This window comes from Lysobacter sp. S4-A87, assembly GCF_022637455.1.
In the GTDB taxonomy this organism is placed as follows: Bacteria; Pseudomonadota; Gammaproteobacteria; order Xanthomonadales; family Xanthomonadaceae; genus Lysobacter_J.
The window spans coordinates 1485973-1512825 of record NZ_CP093341.1; the positions used below are offsets into that span (position 1 = coordinate 1485973).

The following is a 26853-nucleotide window of genomic DNA, read 5'->3' on the forward strand; positions in this document are numbered from 1 at the left end:
CTCAGGCGCCTGCCAGCGATTCAATCCGGATCAGCAAGGCTTCGCCGCCGCCGTCGAGGACATGACGCACGCGCTGCGAGCCCGCCGCGATGATCGCGGTATCGGCCGCCGCCAGTGGCGGCAGGCCGGAGTCGTCGGCAAACCTGGCCTGGCCTGCGATCAGGTGCACGATCCAGGTGCTGTCCGCCTCGGCGAACAGCACCATCGGCCCGACCAGCGGCCGATGCCACAGGTCGGCGCGAACACGGTCGCGACGCCACATCAGGTTGAAGTCGTGGGTGAGGCCGTCGAGCAATTCCCCGCTCACGCCACGCTCGCCGGCAAAGCGGAGTCGATCGTGTGGCGGCAGCAGTTCCTTCACTTCGCCGTCGTCGAAGCGCAGGCGCAGGCCGTTGCCCGCAAGCAGCACCAGCTCGCGGTCGATTCCGGGAAAAGCGGAGAACGGGGCGTCGCGTTCGATCTCGGCGATCGAAAGACGCCAGTCCCAGGGCGCATCCGCTGCGGGCACGTGCGCGTGGATCTCGCGGGTCCATCCCATCTGGTTGCGCCAGCGTTCGCGGCGGTATTCGTTGGCCGGTATTACCCAGGACCGGCTGCTGCGTTCGGGTGTCATCACCGGGGACGTCGCCTGTGCGGAAGCTCGAGGCTGACAGTCTAGCGGCGGGCACCGCGGATGCGCTTGTCGGGCGGCCAGACCTGGTTGCGGTGCACGGGCCGAGGCGCCACTCCGTCGCAGTCCGTTGCAACGAAGTGGCAGTACTTCCTTGTCCAGGGATGTTCCCCTGACTCCCTTCGGGCATCCGTGCCGCCCCTTGCCGACGCCGTCCGCGCGAACGACGCCGGCAGGAGATGCTCAGCGGTTGGCGGTCCTGGCAGGCGCGGCCTTGGCCGGGGGCTTGGCAGGTGCAGGCTTGGCCGGGGGCTTGGCGGCGGGCTTGGCGGCCGGGGTTCCCGCTGGCCTGCCAGGAACCGGTTTTGCAGTCGCCGGTGCGCCCGCCGCGGCGGGCTTCGCCGGTGCTGCGGCACCGCTGAAGACGATGCGATCGAGGTTCTTCTCGACGGTCTTGAGGCCGACGCCCTTGACCAGCGCCAGTTGCTCGGCGCTGCGGAATGGGCCGTTGGCCTTGCGGTACGCAACGATCGCGTCGGCCTTGCCCGGTCCTATGTTGACCAGGACCCGGTCGATCGTGGCGGCATCGGCGGTGTTGATGTTGACCTTCTCGGCGGCGTGGGCCGCAGCTGCCATCAGCAACGACAGCAGCAGCGGCACGATCTTCCTGACGGGTGATTTCATGGCGTGGCTCCGTGGGTAGGGTCGGACCAGGGTCTGGAGGGGAGTCTGGAGAGGCCTGAGGGGAAGGCTCTGAAGAGCACGCCACAGACCAGGGCCGGGACCGTATTGGCACTGGATTTCGGTTCCTGGCCGAGTTCGTCCGGGCCGCGTTCGCCTGCCATTGCGCGGTGACGACGCGGACAATCAGTCTCTGCGTGCACCAGCGCGCGGCCCATCGCCGTGGGCTTCGCGGCAAGGCCGGCACACACCGCTGTGGGCGGTCGGGAAACGCCTACGCGGCGTGCGGACCGGGCTCCGGGCGCGGCCACGCGGCAGCCAACCGCCGTTTTACGCATCGGATCGACGCCCGCCGGGCGTAAACTGGCGTTTTCCCCTGTTCCGAGGCCCCTCCATGGACACCAGCAAGGTCGACCGTTTCGTCGCCGACAAATGGGATGACGAGATCGTTCCCCAGCTCGTCGAGTACATCCGCATCCCGAACAAGTCGCCGATGTTCGACGTCGACTGGGTCAAGCATGGCTACATGGAGGACGCCGTCACGCTGATGGAGCGCTGGGCCAAGGCGCAGCCGATCCCGGGCATGCAGGTCGAGGTGGTGCGCCTGGAAGGCCGCACGCCGCTGATCTTCATCGAGATTCCGGCCAGCAACGGCGGCAGCAACGACGACTGCGTGCTGCTGTACGGCCACCTCGACAAGCAGCCGGAGATGACCGGCTGGGATCCCGAATTCGGCCCGTGGACGCCGGTCATCAAGGGCGACCGCCTCTATGGCCGCGGCGGCGCGGATGACGGTTACGCGATCTTCGGTTCGCTGACCGCCGTGCTGGCACTGCAGGAGCAGCAGTTGCCGCATTCGCGCTGCGTGATCCTGATCGAGGCCTGCGAAGAGTCCGGCAGCTACGACCTGCCCGCCTACGTCGACCACCTCGCCGCTCGCATCGGCAAGCCGTCGCTGGTGGTTTGCCTGGACTCGGGCTGCGGCAACTACGACCAGCTGTGGTGCACGACGTCGCTGCGCGGCCTCGCCGGCGGCAACTTCACCGTCAAGGTGCTCAGCGAAGGCGTCCATTCCGGCGACGCGTCGGGCATCGTGCCGTCGAGCTTCCGCCTGCTGCGCCAGCTGCTCTCGCGCCTGGAAGACGAGAACACCGGCAAGATCCGCATCGAGGACCTGTTCGTCGAAGTGCCGGCCGAGCGCATGGCGCAGGCGCGCGAGGCGGCGAAGGTGCTCGACACGGCGATCTTCGACAAGTTCCCGCTGCTGCCGGGCATGAAGCCCATGTTTGCGGAGAATGCCCCCGGCGACCTGACCGAGCTGGTGCTCAACCGCACCTGGCGCCCTGCGCTGTCGGTCACCGGCGTCGACGGCATGCCGCCGCTGGCCTCGGCCGGCAACGTGCTGCGTCCGCACACCTCGGTGAAGCTGTCGCTGCGCCTGCCACCGACGCTGGACGGCAAGCGCGCCGGCGAACTGCTCAAGGAAGTCCTGCTGAGCAACCCGCCCAACGGCGCCCAGGTCACGCTCGACCTGGAGAAGTCCTCGAGCGGCTGGAACGCACCGGCGCAGTCGCCGTGGCTGACCAAGGCCATCGACGCCTCCAGCCGCGAGTTCTTCGGCCAGCCGGCGATGTACATGGGCGAAGGCGGTTCGATCCCCTTCATGGGCATGCTCGGCGAGAAGTTCCCGGGCGCGCAGTTCATGATCACCGGCGTGCTGGGTCCGCACAGCAATGCGCACGGTCCCAACGAGTTCCTGCACATCCCGATGGGCAAGCGCGTCACCGCCTGCGTCTCGCGCGTGATCGCCGAGCATCACCTGGCCAGCCAGCGCGGCGAGACCAGCGGCGTGGCGGCGGTGGCCGGGGGACAGGAGCGCGGCGACCACGGTTGCTGCTGAAGGCGCCCCTCTGCCCGGGCGCCTTCGGCGACCCGTTCCTCCCCCGCACAGGGGGAGGGCTTTGAGCAGATGGCCCGGTGCTAGGATGCGCTCGCGTCACCAACCACTTCAGGAGGGAGCGATATGGGCAGCATCGTCTATACGATCATCATTGGTGCGGTTATTGGAATCCTGGCGCGTTTCTTCAAGCCCGGTGCGGACCCGATGGGCTGGATCCTCACCATCCTGCTCGGCATCGCCGGCGCCTACATCGGCAGCCTGCTCTATGCCGGCGGTGGTTTCATCGGCTTCATCATCTCGATCATCTGCGCTGTGGTGCTGCTTTTCGTCTACGAGTTCATCCGCAGCAAGACCGCCAAACCGGCGGCCTGATCCGCGCAGGAAAAACAAAAACCCCGGCCCAGGCCGGGGTTTTTGCTTGCGTAGCCCGGGTAAGCGCAGCGCACCCGGGATCACTCCAGCAGATAGTCGATGACCCTCTGCGCCAGGTGCTCGGCGTTGTCGCTCACCGTGTCGAGCTTCAATTCGGCCGCCTCGGGCACCTCGTAAGGCGAGTCGATGCCGGTGAAGTTGCGCAGCTGGCCAGCGCGCGCCTTGGCGTACAGCCCCTTCACGTCACGCTCCTCGGCCACCGCCAGGGGCGTGTCGATGAAGACCTCGACGAACTCGCCGGGCGCGAACAGCTCTCGCGCCATGCGCCGCTCGGCGCGGAACGGCGAGATGAAACTGACCAGCACGATCAGGCCCGCGTCCGACATCAGCTTCGCCACTTCGGCGACGCGACGGATGTTCTCGACGCGATCCTCGTCGGTGAACCCCAGGTCCTTGTTGAGGCCGTGGCGGACGTTGTCGCCGTCGAGGATGAACGTGTGGTAGCCCAGCGCGTGCAGGCGCTTGTCGACCAGGTTGGCGATGGTCGACTTGCCCGAGCCGGACAGGCCGGTGAACCACAACACGCGCGGCTGCTGGCCCTTGATGCGGGCGCGCGCGGTCCTGTCGACGTCCAGGTGCTGCCAGTGGATGTTGCCGGCCCGGCGCAATGCGAAGTCGAGCGCGCCTGCGGCGACCGTGGCGTTGCTCTGGCGGTCGATCAGGATGAAGCCGCCGAGCGTGCGGCTGTCGGCGTAGGACTCGAACGGCACCGGCTGGTCGAGGTAGAGATTGCAGTAGCCGACCTCGTTGAGCTCCAGGTGCTTGGCCGCCAGCGCTTCCTGGGTGTTGACGTCGATCTTGTGCTTGATCTCGGTGACGCTGGCACTGACCGTGCGCGTGCCGATCTTCAGCCAGTACGGCCGGCCCGGCAGCAGCGCGTGTTCGCCCATCCACAGCATGTGCGCGGCGAACTGGTCGGACACCTGCGGCGGTTTGTGCGCATCGGCGATGACATCCCCGCGGCTGATGTCGAGCTCGTCGCGCAGCGTCAGCGTCACTGCCTGGCCTTCGCCGGCCAGGTCGAGGTCGCGGCCGGCGGTGACGATGCGCGCGATCTTCGAGCGCCGGCCCGAGGGCAGCACCACGATGTCGTCGCCGGGCCGCACCACACCCGCGGCCACGGTGCCGGCAAATCCGCGGAAATCCTGGTCGGGACGGTTGACGTACTGCACCGGCAGGCGGAAGCCGATGTCGCTGGCGTCGCGGCTGACGTCCACGTTCTCCAGGTACTCGAGCACGCTGGGACCGTCGTACCACGGCGTGTTCGGCGAGCGCTGCATCAGGTTGTCGCCCTGCAGCGCCGACAGCGGCACCGCCTGGACCTGGCCGATGCCGAGCTGGTCGGCGAGCTCGCGATAGCCGGCGACGATTTCGTCGAACACGGCGAAGTCGAATCCGACCAGGTCCATCTTGTTCACCGCCAGCAGCACATGGCGGATGCCCAGCAGCGAGGCGATGTAGGTATGCCGGCGCGTCTGCGCCAGCAGGCCCTTGCGCGCATCGACCAGGACCACGGCGACGTCGGCGGTGGACGCACCGGTGGCCATGTTGCGGGTGTACTGCTCGTGGCCCGGGCAATCGGCCACGATGAACTTGCGCTTGTCGGTGCTGAAGAAACGGTAGGCAACGTCGATGGTGATGCCCTGCTCGCGCTCGGCCGAGAGGCCGTCGAGCAGCAGCGCGTAATCGATCTCGCCGTTGCGGGTGCCGTGGCGGCGGCTGTCGGACTCGAGCGCGGACAGCTGGTCGTCGAACAGCGCGCGGCTCTCGAACAGCAGCCGTCCGATCAGCGTGCTCTTGCCGTCGTCGACGCTGCCGCAGGTGATGAAGCGCAGCAGGCCCTTGGTTTCGTGGCGCTGCAGGTAGGCGGCGACCTCGGAGGCGGCGGTGAGGCGGTCCATCAGAAGTACCCTTCCTGCTTCTTCTTCTCCATCGACGCCGTCGGATCGTGGTCGATCATCCGGCCCTGGCGTTCGGACGTGGTGGCCACCAGCATCTCGGCGATGATCTTTTCCAGCGTGTCGGCCTGCGAGTCGATCGCGCCGGTCAGCGGGTAGCAGCCCAGCGTGCGGAAGCGCACCTGGCGCAACTGCGCGGACTCGCCTTCGCGCAATGGCAGGCGCTCGTCGTCGACGAGGATCCAGGCACCGTCGCGCTCGACCACCGGGCGCTGCGCGGCAAAGTACAGCGACGGCACCGGGATCTGTTCGCGGTAGATGTACAGCCAGATGTCGAGCTCGGTCCAGTTCGACAGCGGAAACACGCGCACCGATTCGCCCTTGTGGATGCGGGTGTTGTACAGGCTCCACAGTTCCGGTCGCTGGTTCTTGGGATCCCAGCGGTGCTGGGCGCTGCGGAAGGAGAAGATGCGTTCCTTGGCGCGCGATTTCTCTTCATCGCGGCGGGCGCCACCGATGGCGGCGTCGAAGCCGTGGAGATCCAGCGCCTGCTTGAGCGCCTGCGTCTTCATCACGTCGGTGTGGACGGTGGCCCCGTGGCTGATCGGGCCGACGCCCTGCGCGATGCCCTCCGGATTGGTGTGCACGCGCAGCTCGACGCCGGTCTCGACGGCGCGCCGGTCGCGGAACGCGATCATCTCGCGGAACTTCCAGCCGGTGTCGACGTGCAGCAAGGGAATCGGCGGACGGCGCGCCGGCGCGAACGCCTTGAGCAGCAGGTGCAGCAGCACCGAACTGTCCTTGCCGATCGAGTACAGCATGACCGGGTTGCGGAACTCGGCCGCCACCTCGCGCAGGATGTGGATGCTTTCGGCTTCGAGGCGATCGAGGTGGCTCAGGTCGACAGGCAGGGTCATCGTCAGGCTGTGGTGGCGGGCGTCAGGACCGGGGGCTCCGGGGCGTCTTTCCGGGGGCTCTCCGGGGTTTGCACGGTCCGTGTTCGACGGTCGCGGCTATCTGACCACATTGTAGGAGCGGCGTACGTCCGCTCCGGAAATAAGCCCCCGGCATGAGCGCATTACCCAACGTCCTTTCATATGGCCGCCGGCGGGGCCTAGCCTGCAATGGTCCCCGCCGCCCAGTCCCATGCCGATGTCGGCTTCTCCTGCCAGCCCGCTTGCCAGCACGTCCCTCGGCTCTCCCCTGCCCGAGGACCGGCTGGTCGCACTCGCCCACGTCACCGACGGACTCAATGCGAACGGCCTGTGGTGGCTGTCGGGCTATGCCGCCGGGCTGGCCAGCCGCACCGCCACGACGGTGCCGGCGACCGCCCTTCCGGCCGCGGAAGCCCAGGCGGCGGGGCGCCTGACCATCGTCTACGGCAGTCAGACCGGCAATGCCAAGCGCCTGGCGGAGCAGCTCGCCCGCCAGAGCGAGGCCGCCGGCCTGCCGGTCCGCCTGCTGCGCGCGGACACCTACCCGACCCGCGAACTGAAGGACGAACGCAACCTCTACCTGGTCATCAGCACACAGGGCGACGGCGATCCGCCGGACGATGCCCGTGCACTGGTCGAATTCATCGCCGGCAAGCGTGCGCCGCAGCTCAAGCAGCTGCGCTATGCCGTGCTCGCCCTGGGTGATTCGAGCTACCCGCAGTTCTGCGCGATCGGGCAGAAGCTGGACGAGCGCCTGGCCGAGCTGGGTGCGACCCGTCTGCTGCCGCGCGGCGACGCCGACCTCGATATCGAGACGATCGCCACGCCATGGCTGGCACAGGCGCTTGCCAAGGCCAGGGACGCACTCAAGCCCTCGGCACCGCTGGCAACCGTGACGCCGCTGCGGCCGCTGCCGGCTGCGCCTGCGCATGGCCGTGACGCGCCGTTCGCGGCCGAACTGCTGCTCAACCAGCGCCTGGTCAGCCGCGCCAGCAGCGTCGGCCGCCCGGGGCCGGACAAGGACGTGCGCCATGTCGAGCTGTCGCTGGAGGGCTCGGGGCTGCACTACGAACCGGGTGACGCGCTGGGCCTGTGGCCATCGAATCCACCCGCGCTGGTCGAACAGGTGCTGTCCACGCTGCAGCTCGACGGCGACGACGAGATCAGCCACGGCGGCCAGACGCTGCCGCTCCGGCAATGGCTCGGCAACAAGCGCGAGCTGACCCGGCTGGCCCGCCCGTTCGTCGCCAGCCTCGCCGCGCAGGCGCGCAGCGACGAACTCAATGGCCTGCTCGCACCGGGCCAGCAGGCCAACCTGTCGCGCCTGCTCGGCGAGCAGCAGGTGATCGACCTTCTCTCGCAGTACCGCGCCGACTGGAGCGGCGAGGAACTGGTCGCGGCCCTGCGGCCGCTGACACCGCGCCTGTACTCCATCGCCTCGAGCCAGAAGCACGTGGGCGAGGAAGTCCACCTCACCGTCGCCCATGTCGAATACGACAACGGCCAGGGAACGCGCTGGGGCGCGGCATCGCACCAGTTCGCCGTCAGCGCCGAAGGCGAACGGTTGCCGGTCTTCGTCGAGCACAACGAGCGCTTCCGCCTGCCTGCCGACGCCTCGCGTGACGTGATCATGATTGGCCCCGGCACCGGGGTCGCGCCGTTCCGCGGCTTCCTGCAGGAACGTGCCGCCATCGCCGCCACGGGCCGCAACTGGCTGCTGTTCGGCAACCCGCACTTCCGCACCGACTTCCTCTACCAGGTCGAGTGGCAGCAGGCCCTCAAGGACGGCCGCCTGCAGCGCCTGGACCTCGCCTTCTCGCGCGACCAGCAGCACAAGGTCTACGTCCAGCATCGCCTGCGCGAGCAGGGCCGCGAACTGTTCGACTGGCTTGAAAGCGGCGCGCACCTCTACGTCTGCGGCGACGCCACGCGCATGGCCCGCGACGTGCATGCGGCACTGCTGGAGGCGATTGCCGAACACGGCGCGAAGTCGGCCGACGATGCCGTCGACTACCTCAACGACCTGCAGCAGCAGGGCCGCTACGCAAGAGATGTGTACTGATGAGCAACCATTCGGTCGAGGACATCAAGCACGAGAGCGCGCGCCTGCGCGGCTCGCTGCTGGCGTCGCTCGCGAACCCGGTCACCGGCGCACTCGCCGATGACGACCAGACCCTGATCAAGTACCACGGCAGCTACCAGCAGGACGATCGCGACATCCGCGAGGAGCGGCGCGTGGCCCGGCTCGAGCCGGCGTACAGCTTCATGATCCGCACGCGCACGCCCGGCGGCGTGGTGACGCCGGCGCAATGGCTCGGACTCGACGCGATCGCCACGCGCTTCGCCGAGCGCGGCCTGCGCATCACCACGCGCCAGGCATTCCAGTTCCACGGCGTGATCAAGACCGAGCTGAAGCCGACGATGCAGGCGATCAACGCCGCACTGATCGACACCCTCGCCGCCTGCGGCGACGTCAACCGCAACGTCGCCGTCGCCGCCAACCCGCTGCTGTCGCAGGCGCATGCCAGCGTGCACGCGCAGGCCGCGTCGCTGTCGGAGCACCTGCTGCCCAACACCCGCGCCTACTACGAGATCTGGCTCGACGAGGAGCGCGTTGCCGGCAGCGGCAGCGAGGATGAGCCGGTCTACGGCCCGACCTACCTGCCGCGCAAGTTCAAGATCGGCTTCGCGATCCCGCCCTACAACGACGTCGATGTGTTCGCCCAGGACCTGGGCTTCATCGCCATCCTCGACGATGACGGCGCCCTCGCCGGCTACAACGTCAGCGTCGGCGGCGGGATGGGCGCAACCCACGGCGATCCGGAAACCTACCCGCGCCTGGGCGATGTCATCGGCTTCGTCACGCCCGACCAGGTGATCGCCGTCGGCGAAGCCGTCGTCACTGCGCAGCGCGACCATGGCAACCGCCAGGTGCGCAAGCGCGCGCGCCTGAAGTACACCATCGACGACCACGGCCTGGACTGGTTCAAGGCCGAAGTCGAGCGGCGCGCGGGTTTCACCCTGCTGCCCGCACGCGCGTACGCGTTCATCCACAACGGCGACCGCTTCGGCTGGATCGACGGCGTAGACGGTCGCGCGCACCTGACCCTGCGGATCGTCGCCGGCCGCATCTGGGACCAGGACGGCGTCGCCCACCTCAGTGGCCTGCGCGAGATCGCGCGCGTGCTGGACGATGCCGGGGTGCAGGCCGAGTTCCGTCTTACGCCCAACCAGAACCTGGTGGTTGCCGGCGTGCCGGCGGCGCTTCGCGCGCGCATCGATGCGCTGGCTGCGCAGTACGGCCTGGACGGCTACCGCTCGGCCAGTCCGCTGCAACGCAACGCCCTGGCCTGCGTCGCACTGCCCACCTGCGGGCTGGCGATGGCCGAGGCCGAGCGCTACCTGCCCGAGCTGACCGGCAAGGTGCAGAGCCTGCTCGACGGCCACGGCCTGCACGACGCGTCGATCCACCTGCGCATCAGTGGCTGCCCGAATGGCTGCTCGCGCCCGTACCTGGGCGAGATCGCCCTGGTGGGCAAGGCGCCCGGACGATACAACCTGATGCTGGGCGCCGACCACCGCGGCCAGCGTCTGAACACGCTGTACCGCGAGAACATCGCCGAGGCCCAGATCCTCGCCGAGCTCGATCCTCTTTTTGCGCGCTATGCCGGACAGCGCCAGGCCGATGAAGGCTTTGGCGACTTCCTCGTCCGCACTGCCGTGATTGCACCAACCAGGCCCCCGATCGATCTGCAACTGCGTAGTGAGAACGCTGCATGAGCACGCCCCCGGATCCCATCACCGCCGCCGAATCGCCGCAGGCACTGGCGGAACTCAATCGCTGGCTCGGCCAGCACAGTGCGCAGGAGCGGGTTGCCTGGGCGCTGGAGAACACAGCCGGAACGCATGCGCTGTCGTCGAGTTTTGGCGCGCAGGCTGCGGTGTCGCTGCACCTGGCGACGCACCAGCAGCCGGACATGCCGGTCATCCTGATCGACACCGGCTACCTGTTCCCCGAGACCTACCGTTTCGTCGACCAGCTCAGTGAGCGGCTCGGGCTGAACCTGAAGGTCTATCGCCCGCAGATCGGCATCGCCTGGATGGAGGCGCGACTGGGCAAGCTGTGGGAGAACGGCCTGGACGGCATCGAGCGCTACAACCGCATGCGCAAGGTCGAGCCGATGCAGCGCGCGTTGAACGACCTGGGTGTGCGCACCTGGATCGCCGGCCTGCGCCGCAGCCAGGCACGTACGCGCGCCAACATCGATTTCTTCGAACTGCGCGACGGCCGCTGGAAGCTGCATCCGATCGCCGACTGGAGCGACCGCGAAGTCTGGCAATACCTGCAGCAACATGACCTGCCCTACCACCCGCTCTGGCACCAGGGTTACGTGTCGATCGGCGACATCCACACCACAAGACCGCTGGAGGCCGGAATGAACGAGGAGGACACGCGTTTTTTCGGCCTGAAACGTGAGTGCGGGCTGCATTTCGACAGCGAGCCGAATGCGGCCTGATCTCACGAAGTAGCCCGTTGTTGCGGCGAAGGCGATTGGAGATCGTCATTGCCGCGTAGCGGGAACCCAGCGACGTTGCAGTGGCGTGCCACCCTGCGGGAACGGTAACGTCAAGGTGGATCCCGGCGTTCGCCGGGTTGACGCTGTTCCGCGATCAGGTCGTGATCGGCTGGCTCAGCTCGCGCCACGCCGGCGCGTCCGGCCAACTCGGCGCCAGGTTGCCTTCGAGCACGCGTCGCAGGTCGCGACGGTCGAGTTGCGGGGCAATGCCGTGCATCAGCGCCAGGGCGTATTCGCGCAGCACGCGCGCGCGCGGGATCACGGCCCAGGTGATGCACTCGGGCAATGCGTCCGGTGCCGGCAGCGCCTTGAGGTCGGTATCGCGCACGCCCACTGCCATCTCCGCCAGCACGCCAACGCCCAGGCCAGCGCGCACATAGGTCTTGATCAGGTCCGCATCGCGCGCAGTCATGGCCAGCTGCGGCTCCAGTCCGGCAGCGGCAAACGTGCGGTGCAGCGACGACTCGGGCTTGGTCGACGATTCGTAGCTGATCAACGGATGCGATGCCAGCTCGGCCAGCGTCGGCGCGCGATCGAGTTTCGCCAGCGGATGCGTCAACGGCACCAGCACCACGCGGCGCCAGCGAAACAGCGGTACCGCGACACCGCCTTCGGGTTCGCTGCCCGCGGTGCTGATGACGGCCAGGTCGGCCTCGCCACGGGCGAGCTGCTCGAGCACCTCGCCATCGGCGGCCGCCTGCAGGTGGACGCTGACCTGCGGGAATTCGCGCTTCACCGCGGCGATCACTTCAGGCAGGACGAAGCGCGCCTGGGTGTGCGTGGTGGCCAGCACCAGGCGGCCGCTGTGCTGGCCGCGTTCGTTGGCGGCGTAGGCGCGGATGTTGCTCGCCTCCTCGAGGATGCGGCGCGCATGCATCAGCACGCGCTCGCCCGCCGGTGCGATCGCTTCCAGGCTGCGACCCTTGCGGGTGAACAGCTGGAACCCGAGCTCGTCCTCCAGCTGCTTGAGCTGCTTGGACAGGCCTGGCTGGGTCGCGTGCACGCGCTCGGCCGCCAGGGTGATGTTGAGCCCGGAGTCGGCAATGGCAACGAGGTAGCGGAGCTGGGTGAGGGTCATGGCGAAGCGAACCTGGGAGGGGGCGATGCGGACAACGGGCTGCCGGTGGATCAGGACCGCGGCCGACGTCGCATCGGGGCTATATATCGCTCAATACGAATAGAGGGATGGAAAGAAACTACCGCGGCGAGGAGCCGCTGTCCAGCACCGCGGCCATCATTCCGAAATGACATACCGCCAGAGGGCGGCGTCATTTCCGCCGCCGCGGGCGCGTGGGTAGGTTCACGGTATCGCCGCTCCATCCCGCATTCGAGACCATGGCCAACCCACTGTTTCCCGTATTTGCCGACCTGCGCGGCCGTGATGTGCTGGTGGTCGGCGGGGGCACGGTGGCCCAGCGCAAGGCCGAGGCCCTGCTCGAGGCCGGCGCGCGGGTCCGTCTCGGCGCGCCCGCCTTGAACGAAGCCCTCGCCCGCCATGTCGCCGAAGGCCGCATCGAGCACCTTGCCGGCGCCTTCCAGCCGCACTGGCTCGAGGGAACCTGGCTGGCCATCGCAGCGACCGATGACGACGCGGTCAATCACGCGGTCGCCGATGCCGGCAACGCCAGGCGCATCTGGGTGAACGTCGTCGACGACGCCGACGCATCCAGCGTGCAGATCCCGGCGCGCATCGAACGCGGTCCGTTGCAGGTCGCGATTTCCAGCGGTGGCGGCGCGCCGATGCTGGCCCGCCACCTGCGCGAGAAGCTGGAATCGGAGCTCGACGAATCCGTCGGGGCGTTGGCCGAGCTGCTCGGCCGCGAGCGCTCGCGCATCCGCGCACGCTTCCCCCAACTGGGCCAGCGCCGGCGCTTCTTCGAGCGGCTGCTGGCCGGCCCGCTGCCGGGGCTGCTGCGGCAACGCCGCCGGCTGGCCGCCGAGCGTGAGTTCAGCGCGGCGCTGAGCGGGGGCCATGAATCCGGGACACGCGGATCCGTCGCCCTGGTCGGCGCGGGCCCCGGTGATCCCGGCCTGCTGACGCTGCGTGCCCTGCGCGTGCTCAACGAGGCCGATGTGATCCTTCACGATCGCCTGGTCAGCAAGGAGGTCCTGCAACTGGTGCGTCGCGATGCGCAGCGGATCGAGGTCGGCAAGCAGGCCGGAAAGCATCACACCACGCAACAGCAGATCCACGCGCTGATGCTGGAGCATGCGCGCGCCGGCAAGCGCGTGGTGCGGCTCAAGGGTGGCGATCCGTTCGTGTTCGGTCGCGGCGGCGAGGAACTGGAAGTGCTGCACGCCGACGGCATCGCTTTCGAAGTCGTGCCGGGGATCACCGCGGCGCTTGCGTGCGCGGCCTATGCCGGCGTGCCGCTTACCCACCGCGACCATGCACAGTCCGTGCGACTGGTCACCGCACACTGCAAGGATTCGCTCGACACGCTCGACTGGCCGTCGCTCGCGCTCGAACGACAGACCTTGGCGGTGTACATGGGCGTGGCCGTTCTGGATGGCCTTCGCGACCGCCTGATCGCACACGGCCGGGCGCCGTCGACGCCGTTCGCCCTGGTCGAGAACGGCTCGCGCCCGGAGCAGCGCGTGGTGGTCGGCACGCTTGCTGACCTGGCCGAGCGGGCACGGCATTACGACGTGCAATCACCCGCGTTGTTGATCATCGGCGAAGTCGCCGCGCTGGCCGGCACGCTGCACTGGTTCGGCCAAGCACCGCTTGGTGACACGCCGCTGGCATTGGCGGCATAGCAAAGCGCCGCTCAACCCTCCCCTGGAGCACACCCATGGCCCTGTACGACAGCATTCTCGACACCATCGGCAGCACGCCGATCGTGCGCCTCCACCGCATCGCCCCGGCGCACGTCACCCTTTACGCCAAAGTCGAATCGTTCAATCCCGGCGGCTCGGTGAAAGATCGCCTGGCATTGGCCATCGTCCTCGACGCCGAGCGCAAGGGCTTGCTCAAGCCCGGGCAGACGATCGTGGAGGCGACGTCCGGCAATACCGGCATCGCGCTGGCCCTGGTCGCGGCCGCGCGCGGCTACCCGTTCGTGGCGGTGATGACCGAGACGTTCTCGGTCGAGCGCCGCAAGCTGATGCGCGCCTACGGGGCCAAGGTGATCCTCACGCCCGCCGCCGAGCGCGGCAGCGGAATGGTGCGCAAGGCGGCCGAACTGGCCGAGAAGCACGGCTGGTTCCTCGCCCGCCAGTTCGAGAACGAAGCCAACCCGGCCTACCACCGCAGCACCACCGGACCGGAGATCCTGCGCGATTTCGCCGGCAAGCGGCTGGACTACTTCGTCAGCGGCTGGGGAACCGGCGGCACGATCACCGGCGCCGGCGAGGTACTCAAGCTCGCGCGCCCGGACCTCAAGGTCATTGCCAGCGAACCGGCGGGTGCGGCATTGCTGTCGGGCAACACGTGGCAGCCGCACAAGATCCAGGGCTGGACGCCGGACTTCCTGCCGCACGTGCTCAGCCGCACCATCGCCGACGAGGTGCTGCCGGTCGATGACGTGCTGGCGCGCGACACGTCGCGCCGCCTGGCCGCGGAAGAAGGCGTGTTCGTCGGCATCTCCGCCGGTGCGACGGTGGCCGCGGCCCTGCAGGTGGCCGAGCGCGCGCCTGCGGGCTCGGTGTTGCTGGCAGTGCTGCCGGACACGGGCGAGCGCTATCTGTCGACGTTCCTGTTCGAGGGCGTTGCGGAGGGCTCGGATGATGAGTGGCTGGCTGCGCTGGAGGGCAAGGAGGCCGTGGCGGCCTGAGGCGCCTCGCCTTCTCTCCAACCCCTGCCCTCACCCTACCCCTGCCCTCACCCCAACCCCTCTCCCGCGAGCGGGAGAGGGGCTTGGTTGGCTCTCGCGACTTGATGCTCCCTTCTCCCGCTGGCGGGAGAAGGTGGCCCGCAGGGCCGGATTAGGGCCGCCCCCTGCTCCTGCATTCCCCAGCGCGCAGCGGCCCGCTACGCTGTGCGCATGCGGCTGTCGCCGCCCGGAGAATGCATGGCTGTAGTACCGGATTCATCCAATGGAAGCCCATCCGATCGCGAGTCCGCGCGCCTGGCCTGGGCTCGCGCCGCGAGCGGCGATCCTGGCCTGATCCTGCAGCGCGCCTCGGTCGACGCCGGCTTCCGCAGTTATTGGCGCGCCACGACGGCCGCCGGCACGCGCATCGTCATGGATTCGCCGCCTGCGCTCGAGGACGTGCGTCCGTGGCTGCGAATGCGCAGCCTGCTCGAAGGCGGCGGCGTGCGCGTGCCGCAGGTGCTCGTCGAAGACGTGGATTCCGGCTTCCTGCTGATGGAAGACCTCGGCGGCCCGACCCTCGCCAAGGTCATCGACGACGACAACGCCGATGCGCATTTCGCGGCCGCGATCACGCAACTGCTCAGACTGCAGGCGATCGCGCCGCCAGCGGGCATGGGCGAGTTCGGCGAGGCGCTGCTGCAGCGCGATGCCGGATTGTTCGAGGACTGGTTCCTGCGCCGCCACCTCGGCATCGAGCTCGATTGTGCCCACGCCGATGGCCTGCAGCTGGTGCAGCGCAGGCTGATGGACAACGCACTGTCGCAGGCGCGCGTGCTGACCCATCGCGACTTCATGCCGCGCAACCTGATGCCGGTGGCCGATGGCCCCGCCGTGCTCGACTTCCAGGACTGCGTCAACGGCCCGGTTGCCTACGACGCCGTCAGCCTGTTCAAGGACGCCTTCCTGAGCTGGCCGCTCGCGCGCGTCGACGAGTGGCTCGCGCAGTACCACGCGCGCGCGCTCGCCGCCGGCGTGCCCGTGCCGGCGCTGGCGCAGTTCCGCCGCGATGCCGACTGGCTCGGGATCCAGCGCCACCTCAAGATCCTCGGCATCTTCGCCCGCCTGCACCACCGCGATGGCAAGTCGCATTACATCGAGGACGCGCCGCGCTTCATCACCTACCTCGATGAGGTGCTGCCGCGCTATCCGGAGCTGTCCGCGCTTGCCGACCTGCTGGATTCGCATGTCCGCCCCGCAATGACCCGGGTGCGCGCATGAAGGCACTGATCTTTGCCGCCGGTCTTGGCGAGCGCATGCGCCCGCTGACCAACCACACGCCCAAGCCGCTGCTGGTCGCGGGCGGCAAGCCGCTGATCGTGTGGCACCTGGAAAAGCTTGCCGCGATCGGCATGCGCGATGTCGTCATCAACACCAGCTGGCTGGCCGATCAGTTCCCGACGAACCTGGGCGATGGTGCCGACTGGGGATTGCGCTTGCATTACTCCTACGAAGGCACCACGCCGCTGGAAACCGGCGGCGGCATGTTGCACGCGCTGCCGCTGCTGGGCGAGGAACCGTTCCTGCTGGTCAACGGCGACATCTGGACGGATTTCGATTTCGCCCGCCTGCCGCGCGAACCCGAGGGGCTGGCGCACCTGGTGATGGTCGATCGCCCGGGTCATGCCACCCAGGGCGACTTCGCACTCGATGACGGTGGCCTTGTCCGCGCAGAGGGCGCCAACCTGCTGACGTATGCAGGGCTGGGCATCTACCGGCCGCAGTTGCTGGCGCACTGGCGCGATGCGGCGGCGGCAGAGCCCGGCGCCGGCGAACAGCCGCCGCGCTTTCGACTGGCGCCGATCCTGAAGGCATTGATGCCGGATGGATCAATCAGCGGTGAGCATCACCGCGGTAGCTGGACCGATGTGGGTACGCCGGAGCGGTTGGCTACGCTGGATGCGGAGCTGGGACGCTAGGCGGGAGAGCCGGGCGCGAAGCTTCAGCTGCCCAGCGTCTGCCGCAGGAACGGCACCGTGATCCGCCGCTGCGCCGCCAACGACGCGCGATCGAGTCGATCGAGCAACGCCGTCAATCCACCCAGGTCACGACCGACGCGCTTGAGCAACCAGTCCAGCGCCGCTTCCTCCAGCACCAGCCCGCGCCGCTGTGCGCGCTGGCGCAGCACTTCGCGGCGGCCTTCGTCATCCAGCGGCGCCAGCGTGATCCGCGTGCACTGGCCCAGGCGCGAGCGCAGGTCCGGCAGTCCCAGTCCGATCGCATCGGGAATGTCGCGCGCGGCATAGACCAGCGCCACGCCGGCGGCACGTGCACGATTGTGCGCGTCGAACAATGCGATCTCGTCCTCGCGGTTGCCGGCGATGACATCCAGGCCGTCGATCGCGATCAGGTCATTGCCTTCAAGCGCTTCGAGCGCGTCGCGCAGGCGTCCGGCCGCGGCCAGCAGCGGCAGATAGGCCGCACGTCGGCAGGCCGCTTCGGTTGCCGCGCAGGTCGCCAGCAACAGGTGGGTCTTGCCCACGCCCGACGGACCGGCGAGGTAGACGTTGTCCGTACGCACGGCCGCGGCACCCGTCGCCAACGCGAGCAGCTGCTCCACGGTCCCGGCGGGTGCGTGGACAAACGTATCAAGACGCTGGTCGGGCGGGTATCGCAACGCCAGCGGCAACTGCGGAACGCTCACTGCATGCCTCTCACAACTGGGTCGCTCACTCTTGCCTGTCGTCCAGCGGCGGCGCCAGGTGCGGATCGGTCATCGGATCCAGTGCGGCTTCGCCCACGTACAACCGGCTATGGCGATATCGCTCCTGCGCGTAGCGCAGCAGTACGTTGACGACCGCCGCCACCGGCAGCGCCAGCAGCATGCCGAGGAAACCGAACAACTGGCCGCCGGCGAGGACGGCGAAGATCACCGCGACCGGATGCAGGCCGATGCGATCGCCGACGAGCTTGGGCGTCAGCACGTAGCTCTCGATCACCTGGCCAACGCCGAACACCGCCAGCACACCGGCGACATGCTGCCAGTCGCCGTACTGCACCAGCGCCGCGATCACGCCAAGAATGATGCCGCTGGCAGGGCCCAGGTACGGCACGAAGGTCAGCAGACCGGCGATCAGGCCGATCAGGATGCCCAGGTCCAGGCCGACCGCCCACAGGCCCAGGCCGTACATCACGCCCAGCACCAGCATCACCAGGAACTGGCCGCGCAGGAACGCACCGAGGACGTCGCTCGATTCGCGCGCCAGGCGCCCGACCGTGGGCAGGTGGTTGCGCGGGATGAGCGATGCGACGCGCTCGACCAGCAGGTCCCAGTCGCGCAGGAAGAAGAAGGCGATCACCGGCAGCAGCGCGATGTTGGCGACCATCGCCAGCACCGCCGAACCCGAACGCGACAGATACCCCAGCATCGTCGTTGCGATGCCACCGGCCTGGTCCCAGTTTTCCCGGACCAGCTGCGCGAAATGGGTGAAGTCGAGCGAGTCGGTGATCTCGAAACCGCTGCGGCGTTCGACCCACGGCAGCGCCGTCATCATCAGCCACTCGCGGTAGCGCGGCAGCGAAGACACCAGCGTGGTGATCTGGCGTTCCATCACCGGGACCAGCACCAGCAGCCCGGCCAGCACGACCAGCGCCATCATCGTGAACACCAGCGCGACCGCGGTGTTGCGCGAGCGACCGGCACGTTCGATCCGGTCGACCAGCGGGTCACCCAGCCAGGCCAGGATCAGGGCGAAGGCGAACGGCGAGAGGATCGGCGCCAGCAGCCACACCAGCCAGCACGCGCCCAGGCCGAGCGCAGTCCATTGCAGCCGGCGCAGGAACAGCGCGATCTCGTCCAGTGATTGCGTTTGCATGGTGTCCCCTGTTCTCAATCCATGTGTCTCAATGCAATGGACTCAACGCAGCCGGTAAACCGGCGGCTGTCCTTCGAGGCCTTCCATCACCTCGATCACGTCGTCGCGCGCCAGCATGCGGTTGAAGCCCGGCAGGCCGCTGACCAGTTCCAGGTCGTATTCCAGGCCCAGCGGCGTGGCCCGCGTCGGCGTCAGGCGGCGCACCACCGACAGCTTCTGCAGGTAGCCGGCGAGACGGATGAAGTCGTCGCTGCTGTCGATGCCGGTGAAGGTCACCCGGTAGCTGCCCGGCTGGCCGGTGGTGGCGCGCTTGGCATAGCGCTTCATCAGCGCGTCGGCGGCGCCGTCGGCGCCGTTGGCCATCAACTGGCGCGGGTCGGTACCGGTCTGCGACCAGTTCGACAGCACCTTGCCGCCATCGACGAAGGTCCAGTCGGCCTTCCAGCCGGCGGTGGTGTCGCGGTACAGCTTGCCGATCAGCTGCATCGGCGGGCTGTAGCGGGCCGAAGCGCGCGCGACGGCGGCGCTGTCGCCGCGCCAGATCGCGCCGACGGCGGCCTGTTCGGCGGCATTGCCGGTCGGCAGGCCGAGCTTGTAGCCGCGCTCGGTGGCCCGGTTCAGGGCCGGCCGGGCCGCATTCACCTGCGGCAGGCCGACCAGGCGCGGGCCGCTGCCGTCGTCGATGGCCAGCCACAGCACCGGCTTGGGCCGCGGCTGCGGCCAGACCGGGATGCCCAGGGTGGAGGCAAGCTCGTTGACCGCCTCCTCGTCGTACTTGACCACCAGGGTGGTGCGGAAGCTAGGGGCGCCGGTCGGGCCCAGGCCCTCGTCCTGGCGGTAGTCGTAGCTCTCCACGTAGGTCTTGGCCTGGCGCAGCTCCTGGCCGACGCCCGGCCGTGAAGCCGCGCCGCGGTCGCCTGAGAGCTTGCCCAGCACCAGCGCCAGGCCGCGGGCAAAGGCGCTGTTGCGCTCGCCCTCACCCTGGCCGTTGACCTGCACTTCGGTGGCGTAGATGCCCTCGGCGCGGGCGACATCGCCCTCCACGCGCTGCGCGGCGGCGCTGAAGCTCGCCAGCAGCAGGGACATTGCCAGCCCCGTCGCCATGGCCAGGCCCAGGACCTTGGAAGGGACGGCCTTCGTATGGATCTTCATGCGGCCCAGCATGCCTGTTGCGCCGCTTGTAGAGCGTGTTCCCGTGCCAATTGCCCGAACCATCGCTATCCCTGGTGGTGCGTAATGAGCCGAAATGGTGCCGTAGTGGCGCCGACACGTCCATTCGCGGCCGTCACGGCTGGTAAAATCGCCGCTTCATATCCCGCGACCGCCGAGGCCGCCCGTGTCCAGCACTCCCCCCAGCCCCACCACGATCACCTACCGCGACGCCGGCGTCGACATCGACGCGGGCAACGAGGTCGTTGAACGCATCAAGCCGCTGGTCAAGCGCAGCTTCCGTCCCGAGGTGATGGGTGGCCTGGGCGGCTTCGGCGCCCTGTTCGACCTGTCGGGCAAGTACAAGGAGCCGGTGCTGGTCTCGGGCACCGATGGCGTCGGCACCAAGCTCAAGCTCGCCCAGCAGCTCAATCGCCACGACACGATTGGCATCGACCTGGTCGGCATGTGCGTCAACGACGTGCTGGTGCAGGGCGCCGAGCCGCTGTTCTTCCTCGACTACTTCGCCACCGGCAAGCTCGATGTCGACACCACCGTGGCCGTGGTCGGCGGCATCGCCAAGGGCTGCGAAATGTCCGGCTGCGCGCTGATCGGCGGCGAAACGGCCGAGATGCCCGACATGTACCCGCCGGGCGAATACGACCTGGCCGGCTTCTGCGTCGCCGCGGTCGAGAAGTCCAAGCTGCTCGACGGCGCCAAGGTGCGCCAGGGCGACGTGCTGATCGGCATCGCTTCCAGCGGCCCGCATTCCAACGGCTACTCGCTGGTGCGCAGGATCTACGACCGCGCCGGCCGCCCGGCCGACCTCGACGTCGGTGGCGTCAAGCTGATCGATGCGCTGATGGCGCCGACCGCGCTGTACGTCAAGCCGATCCTGGAACTGCTCGGCAAGCACGACGGCGCGGAAGGTGGGATCAGCGCGATGGCGCACATCACCGGTGGTGGCCTGACCGAGAACATCATCCGCGTGATCCCCGACGGCCTGGGCCTGCAGATCGAGGCCTCCAGCATCGTCCTGCCGCCGGTGTTCGACTGGCTGCAGCGCGAAGGTGCCGTGCCCAACGAGGACATGTGGCGCACGTTCAACTGCGGCGTCGGCTTCGTGCTGGTCGTTGCCGCGGGCGATGTCGCCGCTGTCAGTGCCGACCTCGACCGCATGGGCCTGAGCCACCGCCCGATCGGCGAAGTGGTCAAGGCCGGTGACGGCGAGCGCGTGCACATCGGCTGAGACCCGACATGCAGCGAGCCAAGCGGATCGCATTCGGCCTTGTCGTGGCCGTGTTCCTGGCGTCGTGGATCTCGCCGCACTGGCCGGCCGAACAGGCGCTGCACAGCAGCCTGACCGTGGCCGGCCTGTGGTGGCTGCTGCGCCATGACCGTCGCTGGCCGATGCGCGCGTCCGATTTCGCGCTGATCTGCGGATTCATCGCTGCGCACTGCATTGCCGCGCGCTGGCTCTACTCCAACCTGCCCTACGACGCCTGGATGCAGGCGTTGACCGGCTGGTCGCCGCAGCAGGCATTCGGATGGCAACGCAACCATGCCGATCGCGTGATCCACCTGCTGTTCGGCGTGTGCTTCGCTCCCGCGCTTCGTCAGTACGCGCAACAACGCTGGCCGCGATTGTCGCAGCGCCAGGCTTTCGCCCTCGCGTTGATGTCGATCATGTGCGCCAGCCTGGTTTACGAATGGCTGGAGTGGGCGATCGCATTGACGATGTCGCCGCAGGCCGCCGAGGCCTACAACGGCCAGCAGGGCGACATGTGGGATGCCCATGCCGACATGCTGCTGGCCACGCTGGGCGCGCTGGTGGCGTGGCCACGCCGGGCGGTCGCCGCGTATCCACTTTCGGCAGAGGCCGCCTGATGCCGGGCCGGATCGCGGTGCTGGCCTCTGGCCGGGGCAGCAACCTGCAGGCCATCATCGACGCGATCGCCGGCGGCGGGCTTTCCGCCGTGATTGCCGGAGTGTTTTCCGACAAGCCGGCTGCGCAGGCACTGCAGCGCGTTGCGCCAGGACTTCGCTGGAGCGCCGACGCCCGCGCGTATCCGTCGCGGGAGGCCTTCGATGCCGACCTCGGCGACGCCATTGCGGCCTGCCAACCGGACTGGGTCGTCTGCGCGGGCTACATGCGCATCCTCGGCGACGCCTTCGTCAGCCGCTTCCGCGGTCGCCTGCTCAACATCCACCCGTCACTGCTGCCCCGCTATCCAGGGCTGCGGACGCATGCGCGCGCCATCGCCGATGGCCAGCGCGAGCACGGCGCCAGCGTCCATTTCGTGATCCCCGAGCTCGATGCCGGCGCCGTGATCGCCCAGGCCGTCGTGCCGGTGCTGGCGGACGATGACGCCGAATCACTGTCGGCGCGCGTGCTGGCAATGGAACACCCGCTGCTGGTGGCGGTGCTGCGCCTGGCCGCTTCCGGCCGGCTGGCTGAACACGGGACAACCATCCTGCTCGACGGTCATCCGCTGTTTACGGCACTGCGCTTAGATTCCGCCGGTGTTTTGCATACCCCCGATGGCCCGCCATCTGTGCCAGTCTGACGCTACTGTGCGTCCCCGATCCAAGGTTCGATGAAGCCGATCTTCCGTGTCCTGACCCTCCTCGCGTGCACTGCGGTTTCCGCTCCGGCGCTGGCGCTGGAGTCGTTCGTCGCCAACTACCAGGTGTTCAACGCCGGCAAGGCACTGGGCGAGGCGACGATGCAGGTGGTGCCGGGAGACAGCAGCGGACGTTGGCGCATCGATCTGAACATGCGCGGTACCCGCGGCCTGATGGGCCTGGCCGGCGTCAATGCGCAGCAGAGCACGGTGTTCGACACCGTCGGCGATGCCTACCGCCCGCTCAGCCAGAGTACGGTGCGCAAGGCCCTGTTTGTCGGCAAGAAGATCACCGGCACCTATGACTGGGCCAGCCATTCGGCGCGCTGGACCGGTGACGTCAAGAAGAACCGCCAGGCCCCCGTGCCCCTGCGCGATGGCGACATGAGCGGCCTGCTGATCAACCTGGCCATCATCCGCGACGCGCAACCCGGAAGAACACTCGACTACCGCTTCGTCGACAACGGCCGCGCCCGCGACCACCGCTACGCGGTCGCCAGCGACATGGAAAGCGTCGCAGTCGATGGCATGAGCTTCAACGCGATGCGCGTCCAGCGCGTGCAGGGCAATGAGGAAACCGTGGTGTGGGTCGTCGACGGCGTGCCCACGCCGGTGCGCATCCTGCAACGTGAAAATGGCGAAGACACCTTCGACCTGCGCCTGGTCGACTACAAAGGAGCCCAGTGATGGCTGCCAGACTGACCACCACCCTGACCCGCCCGCGACTGTACGGCGCGTTCGCCGCCATGCTGCTGACGGTGGCCAGCGCTCCTGCGCTGGCGATCAAACCCTTTACCGCCGACTACCAGGCCAGCTACATGGGCGTGGTCGGCACCGGCCGCATGACCCTGGTGGCCGACGGCGCCAACCGCTGGAAGTACACCCTCGCCGTGACCGCGCCGCTGGCCGACCTGCGGCAGACCACCGTGTTCGAGGACAAGGGCGGGCAATGGCGACCGTTGTCGGGCACCGACACCAGCAAGGTGCTGGCCAAGAGCAAGACCAAGAACGCCGTCTACGACTGGAGTCGTGGCGTCGCCAGCTGGACCGGCGACGTCAAGCCCGAGCGCGCCGGACCGATCAAGCTGCAGAGCGGCGATCTGGACGCACTGCTGGTCAACCTGGCGGTCGTGCGCGACCTCGCCGCCGGCAAGCCGATGAACTACCGGATGGTCGAGGACGGCCGCGTCAAGCAGCTCAGCTACACCGTTGCCGGCAAGGAAGAAATCACGATCGACGGCAAGCCCGTGCAGGCGACCAAGGTCAGCGCCAACCATGGCGAGAAGCAGACCATCGCCTGGATCGTCGACGGCATGCCGGTGCCTGCGCGCATCCTGCAGCGCGACAAGGGCCAGGACGCGATCGACCTGCGCGTGCAGTCGGTCAAGTAGAACCACGTAGCCCGGATAAGCGAAGCGCATCCGGGGTGACGTGGGGAGGATTTGGTGAAGACCCGGGTGCGCTTCGCTTACCCGGGCTACGGCCCGGTTTTCAGGTCTTTGCGTGCCACGCCTTCAGCAGCGTGGCTTCCTGCTCGCGCGTGATGCCTGCGCGCAGCGTCGCCTGGCGTTCTGCCGGCTGGCTGCGGAACCAGGCCAGCAGATCGGTCACGGTGGTGTCGAACGGGCGATAGGTGAGTCCCGCCGCCATCGCATGCGCATTGCTGACCGCGCCGTAGCCGGCATACGGACCGCTCTTCGACGACACCCAGATCGGCAACTCGACCTTCTGCTCTTCGAGGAACTCCGGCGACACGTGCGTGTACGTCGGCTTCTTGCCCGTGACGCGCTCGCAGCCCTTGAGCATGTCGGTCGTGCTCAGTGGCCTGGCCGGACCCACCGCGTTGAACGTCCCCAGAGTGCCCGCCTCCGCCAGTCGGATCATCCACTCGCCCAGGTCGCGGCCATCGATGATCTGCACCGGGTCGGCGCCATCGCCGGGCACCAGCATTTCGCCGCCCTGCGCGACGCGATGCGGCCAGTAGGTGAAGCGGTCGGTTTCGTCGCGCGGACCGACGATGTAGCCGGGGCGCACGATGGTGACGCGCTTGCCGAACTGCTTGTGCGCTTCGGCCTCGCTCAATGCCTTGAGCGGACCGTAGAGGTGCTCGATGTCCGCGCGCAGCGACTCCTGCGTCTCGGCCATCGCATCCTTGCCCGCGTACACCGCCAGCGGCGCGTCCTCGGTGATGCCCGGCTTGCTGCCATCGGCGTAGACCGAGATCGTGGAAATGAAGAGGTACTGCCCGACGTTGCCCTTGAGCACGTTGCCGGCATCGCGCACCCAGAACGGCAGGCTGGTCGGGTTGTCGATGCAGACATCCCACTTGCGCCCCTGCAGTGATTTCAGGTCGCCGGTGTTGCGGTCACCGAACAGCTGCTCGACCGCACCGGGCCATTCCGGCGACGGACGCTTGCCGCGATTGAACAGGGTCACCTTGTGCCCGCGCGCCAGTGCGTAGTTCACCTGGAACGGCCCGGTGAAGCCGGTGCCGCCGAGGATCAGGATGTCCAGCGGCTTGGCCGCGCGCTCGATGGGCCTGGACGGCTTGGCCCATGCCCACTGCGGCAGCGCAGCGGAGGCGGCGGCGAGGGCTCCGAACTTGAGCAGGTCACGACGGGTGGTGGTCATGCAAGGATTCCTGGCGAGTCGGCCGGAATTCTTAGCACATCCAAAACGGAATGCATGTGCGATGCGGCAGGGGTCCCGGCCGTGTGCCGGGAACCCGGAGGACGCCCCCGGGCCACGGCTCAGGGCCCACGGCTCAGGTCACACGAATCAGGGCTTGGCCGCGGCCTGCATCGTCGTGCGGCAGTCCACGCGCAGCGTCTGGTCCGATCCCCGCCACGAATAGGCGCGGCATTCGCGCGGGCCTTCGCGGGTGATCTCCACCTTCACCGCGTAGAGCGACTGCAGCATCTCGTGCATGGTGACCTGGCCGTTGTTGTCCCAGTCCATCTGCTTGCGCTCGAGCCCGCGGGTCGCCGCCGCGCCGGTGAAGTGCAGCCAGGCGACCACGCCCAGCAGCACCAGCACCAGTCCGAGCAGCATCTTGCGACGGGTCGAGAACTTTCCGCGGGCGATGATCATCGGCGCTTCAACCCACCCTCAACCGGCGATGCGGCGGATGGCCGCACCCAGGCCCGAGAGCTTCTCTTCGAGATTCTCGTAACCGCGATCGAGGTGGTAGATGCGATCGATGGTGGTGGTGCCGTCGGCCACCAGGCCGGCCAGCACCAGCGAGGCCGATGCGCGCAGGTCGGTGGCCATGACCGGCGCACCGCTGAGGCGTTCGACGCCACGGATGATCGCGGTATGGCCTTCGACGCGGATGTCGGCACCCAGGCGCTGCAGCTCGGAGACGTGCATGAAGCGATTTTCGAAGATCGTCTCGTTGATCACGCCCACGCCTTCGGCAATGCTGTTGAGCGCCATGAACTGCGCCTGCATGTCGGTCGGGAACGCCGGATGCGGCGCGGTGGTCAGGTCGACCGAGCGCGGACGCTTGCCCTGCATGTCGAGGGTGATGCGGTCGCCCTCGATCTCGATCTGGGCGCCGGCCTGCTTGAGCTTGTCGATCACCGCATCGAGCGTGTCCGGGCGCGCGCGGCGCACGGTGACGCGGCCGCCGGTCATCGCCGCCGCGACCAGGAAAGTACCGGTCTCGATGCGGTCGGGCAGCACGTCGTGGCTGCCGCCGTGCAGGCGCTCGACGCCATGGACGACGATGCGGCCGCTGCCGGCGTGCTCGATGTTGGCACCCAGGGCGTTGAGGCAATCGGCGAGGTCGACGACCTCCGGTTCCATCGCTGCGTTCTCGAGCACGCTGGTGCCTTCGGCGAGCACCGCCGCCATCAGCACGTTCTCGGTGCCGGTGACGCTGACCACGTCGAAGACGAAGCGCGCGCCCTTCAGGCGACCGTTGCGATGGGCCTTGATGTAGCCGTTCTCGACGGTGATCTCGGCACCCAGTGCCTGCAGGCCCTTGATGTGCTGGTCGACCGGACGCGAACCGATCGCGCAGCCGCCCGGCAGCGAGACCTCGGCGGCGCCGAACTTGGCCAGCAGCGGGCCCAGCACCAGCACCGACGCGCGCATGGTCTTGACCAGCTCGTAGGGGGCGACGTGGCTGTGCACGGTGGTCGGATCGACGACGATGCCGCGGCCGCGGCCAGGCTTGCCGTTGACGCTGATGGTGCCCTCGTCGACGGTGATGCCGGCGCCGAGCTCGCCCAGCAGCTTGGCCGTGGTCACCACGTCGTGCAGGTGCGGCACGTTGCTGATCGAAACCGGGCCGTCGGCCAGAAGCGTCGCGCACAGGATCGGCAGCACCGCGTTCTTGGCGCCGGAGATCTGCACCTCGCCGTTCAGCGCGGCGCCGCCTTCTACTACGATCTTCTGCATGGGTCGGATTCTG

General features: G+C 68.3%; 24 protein-coding genes and 1 pseudogene. 14 read left to right on the forward strand and 11 right to left on the reverse strand.

Annotated elements, in window-relative coordinates; genetic code table 11:
- Position 1: 1 nt before the first annotated feature.
- Entirely contained in the window at positions 2-613 is a 612-nt protein-coding gene (locus tag MNR01_RS06740; protein ID WP_241920155.1) for a HutD family protein, read from the reverse strand.
- Between the two features lie 345 nt (positions 614-958).
- A pseudogene (locus MNR01_RS06745) lies at positions 959-1294 on the reverse strand (ComEA family DNA-binding protein); the annotation flags it as partial.
- 391 nt (positions 1295-1685) lie between these two features.
- Between MNR01_RS06745 and MNR01_RS06750 the strand changes: the two are divergent.
- Positions 1686-3191, forward strand: coding sequence for a M20 family metallopeptidase (locus MNR01_RS06750; RefSeq protein ID WP_241920156.1), 1506 nt, complete (start codon positions 1686-1688; stop codon positions 3189-3191).
- A 123-nt stretch (positions 3192-3314) separates the two neighbouring features.
- On the forward strand, positions 3315-3563 hold the full coding sequence (locus MNR01_RS06755) for a GlsB/YeaQ/YmgE family stress response membrane protein (protein WP_241920157.1): 249 nt from the start codon (positions 3315-3317) through the stop codon (positions 3561-3563).
- A gap of 80 nt (positions 3564-3643) precedes the next feature.
- Here the strand turns inward: MNR01_RS06755 and cysN are convergent, their stop codons facing one another.
- On the reverse strand, positions 3644-5524 hold the full coding sequence (gene cysN, locus MNR01_RS06760) for a sulfate adenylyltransferase subunit CysN (RefSeq protein WP_241920158.1): 1881 nt from the start codon (positions 5522-5524) through the stop codon (positions 3644-3646).
- Complete coding sequence (gene cysD / locus MNR01_RS06765) at positions 5524-6438, reverse strand: sulfate adenylyltransferase subunit CysD (RefSeq protein ID WP_241920159.1); 915 nt, start codon at positions 6436-6438, stop codon at positions 5524-5526. The genes cysN and cysD overlap by 1 nt, the downstream gene beginning before the upstream one ends.
- 235 nt (positions 6439-6673) lie before the next feature.
- Here cysD and MNR01_RS06770 point away from each other — a divergent pair, with 235 nt between their 5' ends.
- Genes MNR01_RS06770 through MNR01_RS06780 form a run of 3 tightly spaced genes read left to right on the forward strand, consistent with a single transcriptional unit; the run spans position 6674 to position 10973 of the window.
- Entirely contained in the window at positions 6674-8518 is a 1845-nt protein-coding gene (locus MNR01_RS06770; protein WP_241920160.1) for an assimilatory sulfite reductase (NADPH) flavoprotein subunit, read from the forward strand.
- Positions 8518-10236 carry an assimilatory sulfite reductase (NADPH) hemoprotein subunit gene (cysI, locus tag MNR01_RS06775; RefSeq protein WP_241920161.1) on the forward strand — a complete coding sequence of 573 codons (1719 nt, stop codon included), beginning with the start codon at positions 8518-8520 and terminating at the stop codon, positions 10234-10236. Before MNR01_RS06770 ends, cysI begins: the two co-directional genes overlap by 1 nt.
- Positions 10233-10973, forward strand: a complete 741-nt coding sequence (locus tag MNR01_RS06780) for a phosphoadenylyl-sulfate reductase (protein WP_241920162.1) — start codon at positions 10233-10235, stop codon at positions 10971-10973. Before cysI ends, MNR01_RS06780 begins: the two co-directional genes overlap by 4 nt.
- A 154-nt stretch (positions 10974-11127) precedes the next feature.
- On the opposite strand, the gene MNR01_RS06785 is transcribed toward MNR01_RS06780, so the two are convergent.
- A complete protein-coding gene (locus MNR01_RS06785; protein WP_241920163.1) occupies positions 11128-12111 on the reverse strand; it encodes a LysR family transcriptional regulator in 984 nt (327 codons plus the stop codon).
- A gap of 257 nt (positions 12112-12368) precedes the next feature.
- Here MNR01_RS06785 and cysG point away from each other — a divergent pair, with 257 nt between their 5' ends.
- From cysG to murU, 4 genes are all read left to right on the forward strand, one after another.
- Positions 12369-13793 (forward strand): siroheme synthase CysG, encoded by a 1425-nt coding sequence (gene cysG / locus MNR01_RS06790; RefSeq protein ID WP_241920164.1) that lies wholly within the window; start codon positions 12369-12371, stop codon positions 13791-13793.
- A gap of 35 nt (positions 13794-13828) precedes the next feature.
- Positions 13829-14809, forward strand: coding sequence for a cysteine synthase A (cysK, locus tag MNR01_RS06795; protein WP_241920165.1), 981 nt, complete (start codon positions 13829-13831; stop codon positions 14807-14809).
- Between the two features lie 237 nt (positions 14810-15046).
- A complete protein-coding gene (locus MNR01_RS06800) occupies positions 15047-16069 on the forward strand; it encodes a phosphotransferase (protein ID WP_241920166.1) in 1023 nt (340 codons plus the stop codon).
- Entirely contained in the window at positions 16066-16767 is a 702-nt protein-coding gene (gene murU, locus MNR01_RS06805) for an N-acetylmuramate alpha-1-phosphate uridylyltransferase MurU (RefSeq protein WP_241920167.1), read from the forward strand. The genes MNR01_RS06800 and murU overlap by 4 nt, the downstream gene beginning before the upstream one ends.
- A gap of 23 nt (positions 16768-16790) precedes the next feature.
- Here the strand turns inward: murU and hda are convergent, their stop codons facing one another.
- The 3 genes from hda to MNR01_RS06820 are packed head-to-tail and all read right to left on the reverse strand — an operon-like array spanning position 16791 to position 19815.
- Entirely contained in the window at positions 16791-17492 is a 702-nt protein-coding gene (hda, locus tag MNR01_RS06810; RefSeq protein WP_241920168.1) for a DnaA regulatory inactivator Hda, read from the reverse strand.
- A gap of 25 nt (positions 17493-17517) precedes the next feature.
- On the reverse strand, positions 17518-18663 hold the full coding sequence (locus MNR01_RS06815) for an AI-2E family transporter (protein WP_241920169.1): 1146 nt from the start codon (positions 18661-18663) through the stop codon (positions 17518-17520).
- Between the two features lie 42 nt (positions 18664-18705).
- Complete coding sequence (locus tag MNR01_RS06820) at positions 18706-19815, reverse strand: DUF2066 domain-containing protein (protein ID WP_241920170.1); 1110 nt, start codon at positions 19813-19815, stop codon at positions 18706-18708.
- A gap of 184 nt (positions 19816-19999) precedes the next feature.
- Here MNR01_RS06820 and purM point away from each other — a divergent pair, with 184 nt between their 5' ends.
- Genes purM through MNR01_RS06845 form a run of 5 tightly spaced genes read left to right on the forward strand, consistent with a single transcriptional unit; the run spans position 20000 to position 23827 of the window.
- On the forward strand, positions 20000-21061 hold the full coding sequence (gene purM / locus MNR01_RS06825) for a phosphoribosylformylglycinamidine cyclo-ligase (RefSeq protein ID WP_241920171.1): 1062 nt from the start codon (positions 20000-20002) through the stop codon (positions 21059-21061).
- An 8-nt stretch (positions 21062-21069) separates the two neighbouring features.
- Positions 21070-21699: a DUF2238 domain-containing protein gene (locus MNR01_RS06830; protein ID WP_241920172.1), complete on the forward strand. Its 630-nt coding sequence runs from the start codon at positions 21070-21072 to the stop codon at positions 21697-21699.
- Complete coding sequence (purN, locus tag MNR01_RS06835) at positions 21699-22379, forward strand: phosphoribosylglycinamide formyltransferase (protein ID WP_241920173.1); 681 nt, start codon at positions 21699-21701, stop codon at positions 22377-22379. The genes MNR01_RS06830 and purN overlap by 1 nt, the downstream gene beginning before the upstream one ends.
- Positions 22380-22409: 30 nt before the next feature.
- Complete coding sequence (locus tag MNR01_RS06840) at positions 22410-23123, forward strand: DUF3108 domain-containing protein (RefSeq protein ID WP_241920174.1); 714 nt, start codon at positions 22410-22412, stop codon at positions 23121-23123.
- Positions 23123-23827 carry a DUF3108 domain-containing protein gene (locus tag MNR01_RS06845; RefSeq protein ID WP_241920175.1) on the forward strand — a complete coding sequence of 235 codons (705 nt, stop codon included), beginning with the start codon at positions 23123-23125 and terminating at the stop codon, positions 23825-23827. Before MNR01_RS06840 ends, MNR01_RS06845 begins: the two co-directional genes overlap by 1 nt.
- Positions 23828-23927: 100 nt before the next feature.
- On the opposite strand, the gene MNR01_RS06850 is transcribed toward MNR01_RS06845, so the two are convergent.
- From MNR01_RS06850 to murA, 3 genes are all read right to left on the reverse strand, one after another.
- Positions 23928-25067 carry an SDR family oxidoreductase gene (locus MNR01_RS06850; protein ID WP_241920176.1) on the reverse strand — a complete coding sequence of 380 codons (1140 nt, stop codon included), beginning with the start codon at positions 25065-25067 and terminating at the stop codon, positions 23928-23930.
- 147 nt (positions 25068-25214) lie between these two features.
- On the reverse strand, positions 25215-25526 hold the full coding sequence (locus MNR01_RS06855) for an EF-hand domain-containing protein (RefSeq protein ID WP_241920177.1): 312 nt from the start codon (positions 25524-25526) through the stop codon (positions 25215-25217).
- A gap of 18 nt (positions 25527-25544) precedes the next feature.
- The gene (gene murA, locus MNR01_RS06860) at positions 25545-26840 is read right to left on the reverse strand and encodes a UDP-N-acetylglucosamine 1-carboxyvinyltransferase (RefSeq protein ID WP_241920178.1); all 1296 of its coding nucleotides are present in this window, start codon (positions 26838-26840) and stop codon (positions 25545-25547) included.
- Positions 26841-26853 lie beyond the last annotated feature (13 nt).